The 6,000-nt window shown below is 30.7% G+C and carries 9 protein-coding genes; 2 read left to right on the top strand and 7 right to left on the bottom strand.

What is annotated here, in order from left to right:
• Positions 1–27: 27 nt before the first annotated feature.
• Both OD917_RS19870 and OD917_RS19865 read right to left on the bottom strand, forming a co-directional pair.
• Positions 28–369 (bottom strand): hypothetical protein, encoded by a 342-nt coding sequence (locus OD917_RS19870; protein WP_263525150.1) that lies wholly within the window; start codon positions 367–369, stop codon positions 28–30.
• A gap of 414 nt (positions 370–783) precedes the next feature.
• Positions 784–1,101 (bottom strand): hypothetical protein, encoded by a 318-nt coding sequence (locus OD917_RS19865; RefSeq protein ID WP_263525149.1) that lies wholly within the window; start codon positions 1,099–1,101, stop codon positions 784–786.
• Positions 1,102–1,295: 194 nt separating this feature from the next.
• Here OD917_RS19865 and OD917_RS19860 point away from each other — a divergent pair, with 194 nt between their 5' ends.
• Positions 1,296–1,706, top strand: a complete 411-nt coding sequence (locus OD917_RS19860) for a helix-turn-helix domain-containing protein (RefSeq protein ID WP_263525148.1) — start codon at positions 1,296–1,298, stop codon at positions 1,704–1,706.
• 65 nt (positions 1,707–1,771) lie between these two features.
• Here the strand turns inward: OD917_RS19860 and OD917_RS19855 are convergent, their stop codons facing one another.
• Complete coding sequence (locus OD917_RS19855) at positions 1,772–2,149, bottom strand: flagellar motor protein MotB (protein ID WP_263525147.1); 378 nt, start codon at positions 2,147–2,149, stop codon at positions 1,772–1,774.
• A gap of 196 nt (positions 2,150–2,345) precedes the next feature.
• On the opposite strand from OD917_RS19855, the gene OD917_RS19850 reads away from it, so the two are divergent.
• A complete protein-coding gene (locus OD917_RS19850; protein WP_263525146.1) occupies positions 2,346–2,774 on the top strand; it encodes a hypothetical protein in 429 nt (142 codons plus the stop codon).
• A gap of 52 nt (positions 2,775–2,826) precedes the next feature.
• On the opposite strand, the gene OD917_RS19845 is transcribed toward OD917_RS19850, so the two are convergent.
• From OD917_RS19845 to OD917_RS19830, 4 genes are all read right to left on the bottom strand, one after another.
• Positions 2,827–3,213 carry a secretion protein gene (locus OD917_RS19845; protein ID WP_263525145.1) on the bottom strand — a complete coding sequence of 129 codons (387 nt, stop codon included), beginning with the start codon at positions 3,211–3,213 and terminating at the stop codon, positions 2,827–2,829.
• A gap of 373 nt (positions 3,214–3,586) precedes the next feature.
• A complete protein-coding gene (locus OD917_RS19840) occupies positions 3,587–3,988 on the bottom strand; it encodes a secretion protein (RefSeq protein WP_111283226.1) in 402 nt (133 codons plus the stop codon).
• A 509-nt stretch (positions 3,989–4,497) separates the two neighbouring features.
• On the bottom strand, positions 4,498–4,902 hold the full coding sequence (locus tag OD917_RS19835; RefSeq protein WP_111286871.1) for a T9SS type A sorting domain-containing protein: 405 nt from the start codon (positions 4,900–4,902) through the stop codon (positions 4,498–4,500).
• A 663-nt stretch (positions 4,903–5,565) separates the two neighbouring features.
• Positions 5,566–5,931: a DUF3244 domain-containing protein gene (locus tag OD917_RS19830; protein WP_111286869.1), complete on the bottom strand. Its 366-nt coding sequence runs from the start codon at positions 5,929–5,931 to the stop codon at positions 5,566–5,568.
• Positions 5,932–6,000 lie beyond the last annotated feature (69 nt).

Genomic DNA, 6,000 nt, shown 5'->3' with positions numbered 1-6,000 from the left:
GCGAGACGCTCGCGACTGCGATAGAGATTATATCAATAAATTTTTAGCTTCTTCTATATTAGGTTCTCTTCCTAATTTCAATACGCTTGCCATTACTTCTAGCCAATGTCCTTCATTATGAGTATTATGAAATGAAGCTCCGTAAAATGAAGCAGTTGGTGGATAAGAAACTATATTTTTCTCTTTTGCAATTGTAGAAAACAGTATAGCTAAATTTTCTTTATTAATAATTGTTGTTTCAAACCTTTTCGGCAAAAAACTACAGGTACAAAATAATGTTAAGCATAAATTTGATAAGTCTTTATAAGTTACATTATTTGATATAGATTGATTTAAATAATGAAAAAGTTCTTCGGTACTATTATCCATCGGTTTTGTATTTATTTAGCTTTTAAAAGTTTCTCATACAACTTTAAAAGTAAAGAAAAATATTTAAAAATCTGCTCGCGCCAGCAAAACAAGAAATTTCCATAATGTTTGTCATTTCGACGTAAGGAGAAATCTTCGTACGCTGAGCACGCAATGTTGAGGAGTTACTTGCGAGGATTTCTCCTTACGTCGAAATGACAAGATTGTGTAAAAACTTTGCGACTTAGCGTCTTTGCGAGATTTTTAACGTTAGAACTTTTCCCCGCTCGCACCAGTAAGACAACAAAATCCAATTATCAAATATAACCCGTGGTTTCAACCACGGGTACACAATAAGAGCAAGACAATCGTTACGTTCCCGTGGTTGAAACCACGGGCTATGTTTATACCGTTTTGGAATAGCAAAAAAGACAATCATTCTCCAGCAACCTCCCCAACAAACCCCAAAAACTCCATTTCATCCATAGGAAACAAATTCAGAATCGTTTCCAAAATCAGACTCACATTAATAGTTGCACTTTTATCTTTTTTAGAAAAATTATGCATGTCATTATCAAGCGCTAGAATGCATAATTTGAGTAAATCGGTAATGAGGCAGCCGAGTTCTAAATAATTGACCACTTTAAATTGTGCGGTATAAGAATTGGCTTCATTGGTTGGTTTTAGGGTTGTAAAATACTTAGCAGTTAATTTTTGCAGTTTTTGTAAAGCTTCGGTTTCGTTCGTTTTCATAAGGCATATTTTTTTTAATTAGTTTACAATTTGAGCTTTATAAAATTATTATAAGAAAAATTGTACTTTTGTTTAATTCGGCGAAGGAATAAATAGATTTTGCTGTACGAAATCATTTTTTACTGTATTGCACGGCAAAAAAATCTGTTTTTTACATTTTACCGATTTTGACACTTTATTATTATCTTTGAATTATGAGCACACTAACAAAACCAAATCATATAGGGCGAAAAATAAGCCGTATTCGTGAACTTCGTGATATGAAGCAGGAAGCTTTGGCGCAGGCTTTAGGAACAAATCAGCAGGCGATTTCGGCTATGGAAAATAGCGAAACCATTGATGACGAAAAACTCGTTGAGGTTGCAAAAGCACTTGGTGTATCTGTTGAAGCGATTAAGAATTTTTCAGACGAAGCTGCAATCAATTATTTCAATACTTTTAATGATACAAAAGATAGTAATGTACATTTTGGAAATCATTGCACTTTCAATCCATTAGATAAATTAATGGAAACGGTAGAAGAAAATAAAAAGCTTTACGAGCGTTTGCTTCAGGCAGAAAAAGATAAGATTGAATATTTAGAGAAATTGCTAAATCAGAAATAGTAAATTTTATATAAAAGAAAACCTCTCAGATTATGAGAGGTTTTTTTATAATAAGCTTTATTGAATTAACTTTTAGCTACAGCTTTCGGTTTACGTTTTAATTTTTCCAATATGGCATCAGCTTTTTCGTTTTCGCAGATGAAACGTAGAGATTCTGCATAACGGTAATAATAAATTGGATCTAAATCTAAGGTTAGAGCAAATAGTTCGCCATACCATTCGGCGGCTTTGTCTAATTTATATTTGGAGTAAGATGAATTTCCTAGTTTCTGAAACAAGTCAACAGATTTATAGCCTTTTGCAGCGACTTTTTCGTAGATTTTTATGGCATCGACATAAGCATATTTGTCGTTGACTTTGTCTGTTATATAAACTTCATTTTGAGCAAAAGCCTCAAATGAAAGCACAATTAAGAAGACTAAAGTGAGAAGTTTCTTTTGCATGAGTATTTGTTTGGGGCGTGGTATTATCGTGTTTTTAATTGTTTTTGAAAATAATTTGACAGCCAAAAAGCTGCTGTAATCAATAACAGAACGTCAATTTTGGTTTCTTATTTTATGGAGTATCTTAAAAATGGCTGATTTTCTGCATTTTAATGTAAAATTTATGATTTAACTTTATATCAGTAAAGAAATCAAAATGACGATACAGGAATATTTCAGTAAAATAGAAGCTTTGCAGAACAATAAAAATACATTTTCTGCTAATGCTGATTTGAAGCTTTACATTCAAAAAATACAGCAGAATTGTATAGAATCGTCTTTTATGATTAATTCTTTATTTCAAGAATCTACTGTAAATAATACTATAATAGCGAAGTTTTCAGATCATTTGAAATTGTTGTTTTTAGACGAACAAGAATCTGGAAACGTTTGTTTTGCAAATAGCGATGAAATAAGATCAGAGTACAGACAAAGCTTCAAATTAATAGATTTGCTTGATTATATCTATGCTTTTGGACATTCGTCTTTTTACCACAAATCTCAAAAAATAATCATAACCAATGAAACCGAAGTTTTTTGGAAACTCGTTAAAATTGGTTCTACTTTCAGAAATGAAATAAAATAAAAAAAGCAGCTCCTGGTACGAGCTGCTTTTCCAATTTTTTAGGGCAAAAAAATTAACGACGGAAAGAAGGACTCTGATTAGCAGATTGGTCTAACTTTACAGTCTTAACTTTTTTAGCAGCAACTTTAATTTCGTGTTTCGCAACTTTGTCGTTTGCTTTCACTTCAAGAATGTAAGTTCCTGCAGGAAAACTTTCTAAACTAATTGTTTTTGAAACTTCTAACTTGTCTGCTGCAGATTCTCCCGCATAAAGTAAGTTGTGATTCTCGTCATAAATAGAGAAAGATGCATTTTCTACAGTATCCAAAGTAAAACTAACTACTTTTCCGTTTCCTGTTTTGATGTTTAAAATATAATCACCTTTTCCCTCAATGGCATAGGTAAACACAGTCGCTAAAAAAAAGGCAGCAACTAAACCAGCTTTGGTAAATTTTGTCATGTTTTTTTTAAATTGTTAAATTACTAAATGTGGAACGCGTAAAACTACAAATACAAATTTAATTTTTAGCAAGAAATTGGCATTTTTAAACACTTAAGTTGCTGAATTGAAACTATTTCTGCATTTTGTTTGAACTATGTACGTAATTGCTGGGCTCGCGGTTTTAAAATTTTTAATATTTTTTTAAGTGTTTTAAAGCCACTTATTTTATTAATAAGAATACTTTTCTTAAATCGAACAATAATTTATTTTCCTTCGATAATAGAAATAAAAAAAACAGCTCTATAACCAACCAAGAGCTGTTTCTTAAACAATAAAAATGTTATTTTTAATTTTTTCTAACCTTATTTTATACCTTTTTGAAGTATAAAAATTAGCGTGCAGCAACACTCGAATTTTTAGCGAAACCAGCTTTGTAAGCATAAGAAACTGCATTTCTTGATAAAGAGGCAGTATCACCAATTGTGATCTCGTATTTCGCTTTTTTTACGCTGTCTTCAACTTCTAAGAAGTAAGTTCCTTCTGGAAATTCTTCTAGACTAAAAGTTCTCAAAATTCCTTCTTTACCTGAAGCAGTTTCAGAGTAAATAAGTGTTCCGTCCTTGTCATAAATTGCTAAGTTGGCTTTCTGTACTTTGTTAAGAGCGAAAGTAATCAGTTTTCCATTAGCTTTCATTACGTGAAGAGTAAACTCCGACGTTCCATCAATTGCGTAAGTGCTAATTCCTGTGAAAAGCAACGCAGCTACTAAACTCATTTTTGCAATCTTTTTCATGGTACTTAGTTTTTAAATTATTAGTTCTAATTCTCTGATGCTAAATTACTTATGTAATACATGAAAAAGCGCAACTGTATTTTCCAATTTCTATGCTATATTCTCATTTACGAAACCGTTATAGGTTAAAACGTGAATTTTTTTTAACGTTTTAGTTAATTCGTTAATTATTATTTAATGTTTTGCTTGATTTTAAGCTTACAATGGATTAAGGATTTATTTACAAAACCAAGTGGGTTTTTAACCGCAAAGTGCGCTAAGATTTACGCAAAGCACGATAAGGATTATTATGCAAGAGGTTTATAAAAACGCAAAGTTCGCAAAGCTTTGTGAAAAAAAACTTTGCGAACTTTGCGTAATTCTTAGCGCACTTTGCGGTAAAAAAAACTTAGAGGTAAAAAAAAAACAGCTCAGTAACCACAAAGAGCTGTTTTTAAAACTTTTGAAAGTTTTTAACTTACTAACTATCTAACCTCACTTTTTATACTGTATAAGAGTATAAAACTTTTCTAGCGTACTGCTACGCTTGTATTTTTAGCAAAACCTGGTTTGTAAACTGAAGAAACTGCATTTTTAGATAAAACAGTATTTTCGTCAGTTATTGTTATTTCATATTTTGCTTTTTTGATATTGTCTTCAACTTCTAAGAAATAAGTCCCTTCTGGGAATTCTTGTAAACTAAAAGTTCTTAAGATTCCGTCTTTGCCAGAAGCAGTTTCAGAATAAATTAGAGTTCCTTCTTTATCGTAAATTGCCAAATTAGCTTTCTGCGTTTGATTAAGAGCGAAAGTGATTAATTTTCCATTAGCTTTAATTACGTGAAGATTAAACTCTCCAGTTCCATCAATTGCGTATGTGCTAATTCCTGTAAAAAGCAACGCTGCTACTAAACTCAATCTGATAATCTTTTTCATGGTAATTAGTTTTTAATTAATTATTTCTTCTAATTCTCTGATGCTAAATTACTTCAGATGTAAGTAAAAAATCACAACTGTATTTTCCTATTTCGATGCTGTATTCTCATTTACGAAACCGTTATAGGTTAAAATTTGAATTATATTTATCGTTTTCGTTAAATCGATTATTATTATTCAACGTTTTTCGTGATTTTTAATTTACATTGAATTAAAGATTTGTTTAGAAAATGTAGGAATTTTGAAAAGATGCTAAATTGCTAAGGTTTTATCCCGATAGCTATCGGGATTAAGTTTTTTGTATTGTGTGTTGTTTTAACGCAAAGTGCGCTAAGATTTTCGCAAAGTTTTTTTGAGTAAATTTTATAGAATAAAAGTTCGCAAAGCTTTATCTATTAAGCTTTGCGAACTTTGTTTTTATATAAGTAGTTTACGGTAAAAAACTTAGCGTGCTTTGCGTTATCCTTTGTGTCTTTGCGGTAAAAAAAATCGCCACGGTAAAAAAAGTATAAAGCAAAAAAAAACAGCTCAGTAACCACAAAGAGCTGTTTTTAAAACTTTTGAAAGTTTTTAACTTACTAACTATCTAACCTCACTTTTTATACTGTATTAAGAGTATAAAATTTTAAGTGCCGTGAAGTAACACTTAACTTTAATATCTTCTTAGTTTAAAGAAGTAGTTCCTTTTGAAGATAAAACAGAAGTTTTTGCATCTACTGTAATATCGTATTTTACTTTTTTGTAGCTGTCAGCAACTTCTAAAATGTATTTTCCTTGTGGAAATTCTTCTAAACTGAAAGTTCTTAAGATTCCTTCTTTACCAGAAGCATTTTCAGTATAGATTAAATTACCATTAATATCGTATATACTGATAACAGCTTTTTGTAATTGATTAATTCCAAAAGCAATTACCTTGCCATTTCCTTTTAATACATGAAGATTTAACGCTTCATTTCCATCAATTGCATAAGTACTCATTCCTGTTAGAAGTACTGCACATACTAAACTTAATTTCATAATCTTTTTCATATTCTATAGTATTAAATTTTTTTCGTTCATTTCTCTGAGGCAAAGTTATAGCAGCATGTGTGTTATTTT

This window comes from Flavobacterium sp. SH_e (assembly GCF_025717045.1).
GTDB lineage: Bacteria > Bacteroidota > Bacteroidia > Flavobacteriales > Flavobacteriaceae > Flavobacterium.
Note: the sequence above shows the minus strand (reverse complement) of the source record. Positions and strands in the feature narration are given on the sequence as shown.

Bases quoted from the DNA above. Each gene is read 5' to 3' on its own strand.
- OD917_RS19855 (WP_263525147.1), bottom strand. From the start codon at position 2,149: ATGCAAAAGAAACTTCTCACTTTAGTCTTCTTAATTGTGCTTTCATTT.
- OD917_RS19845 (WP_263525145.1), bottom strand. From the start codon at position 3,213: ATGACAAAATTTACCAAAGCTGGTTTAGTTGCTGCCTTTTTTTTAGCG.
- OD917_RS19840 (WP_111283226.1), bottom strand. From the start codon at position 3,988: ATGAAAAAGATTGCAAAAATGAGTTTAGTAGCTGCGTTGCTTTTCACA.
- OD917_RS19830 (WP_111286869.1), bottom strand. From the start codon at position 5,931: ATGAAAAAGATTATGAAATTAAGTTTAGTATGTGCAGTACTTCTAACA.
- OD917_RS19870 (WP_263525150.1), bottom strand. From the start codon at position 369: ATGGATAATAGTACCGAAGAACTTTTTCATTATTTAAATCAATCTATA.
- OD917_RS19835 (WP_111286871.1), bottom strand. From the start codon at position 4,902: ATGAAAAAGATTATCAGATTGAGTTTAGTAGCAGCGTTGCTTTTTACA.
- OD917_RS19850 (WP_263525146.1), top strand. From the start codon at position 2,346: ATGACGATACAGGAATATTTCAGTAAAATAGAAGCTTTGCAGAACAAT.
- OD917_RS19865 (WP_263525149.1), bottom strand. From the start codon at position 1,101: ATGAAAACGAACGAAACCGAAGCTTTACAAAAACTGCAAAAATTAACT.
- OD917_RS19860 (WP_263525148.1), top strand. From the start codon at position 1,296: ATGAGCACACTAACAAAACCAAATCATATAGGGCGAAAAATAAGCCGT.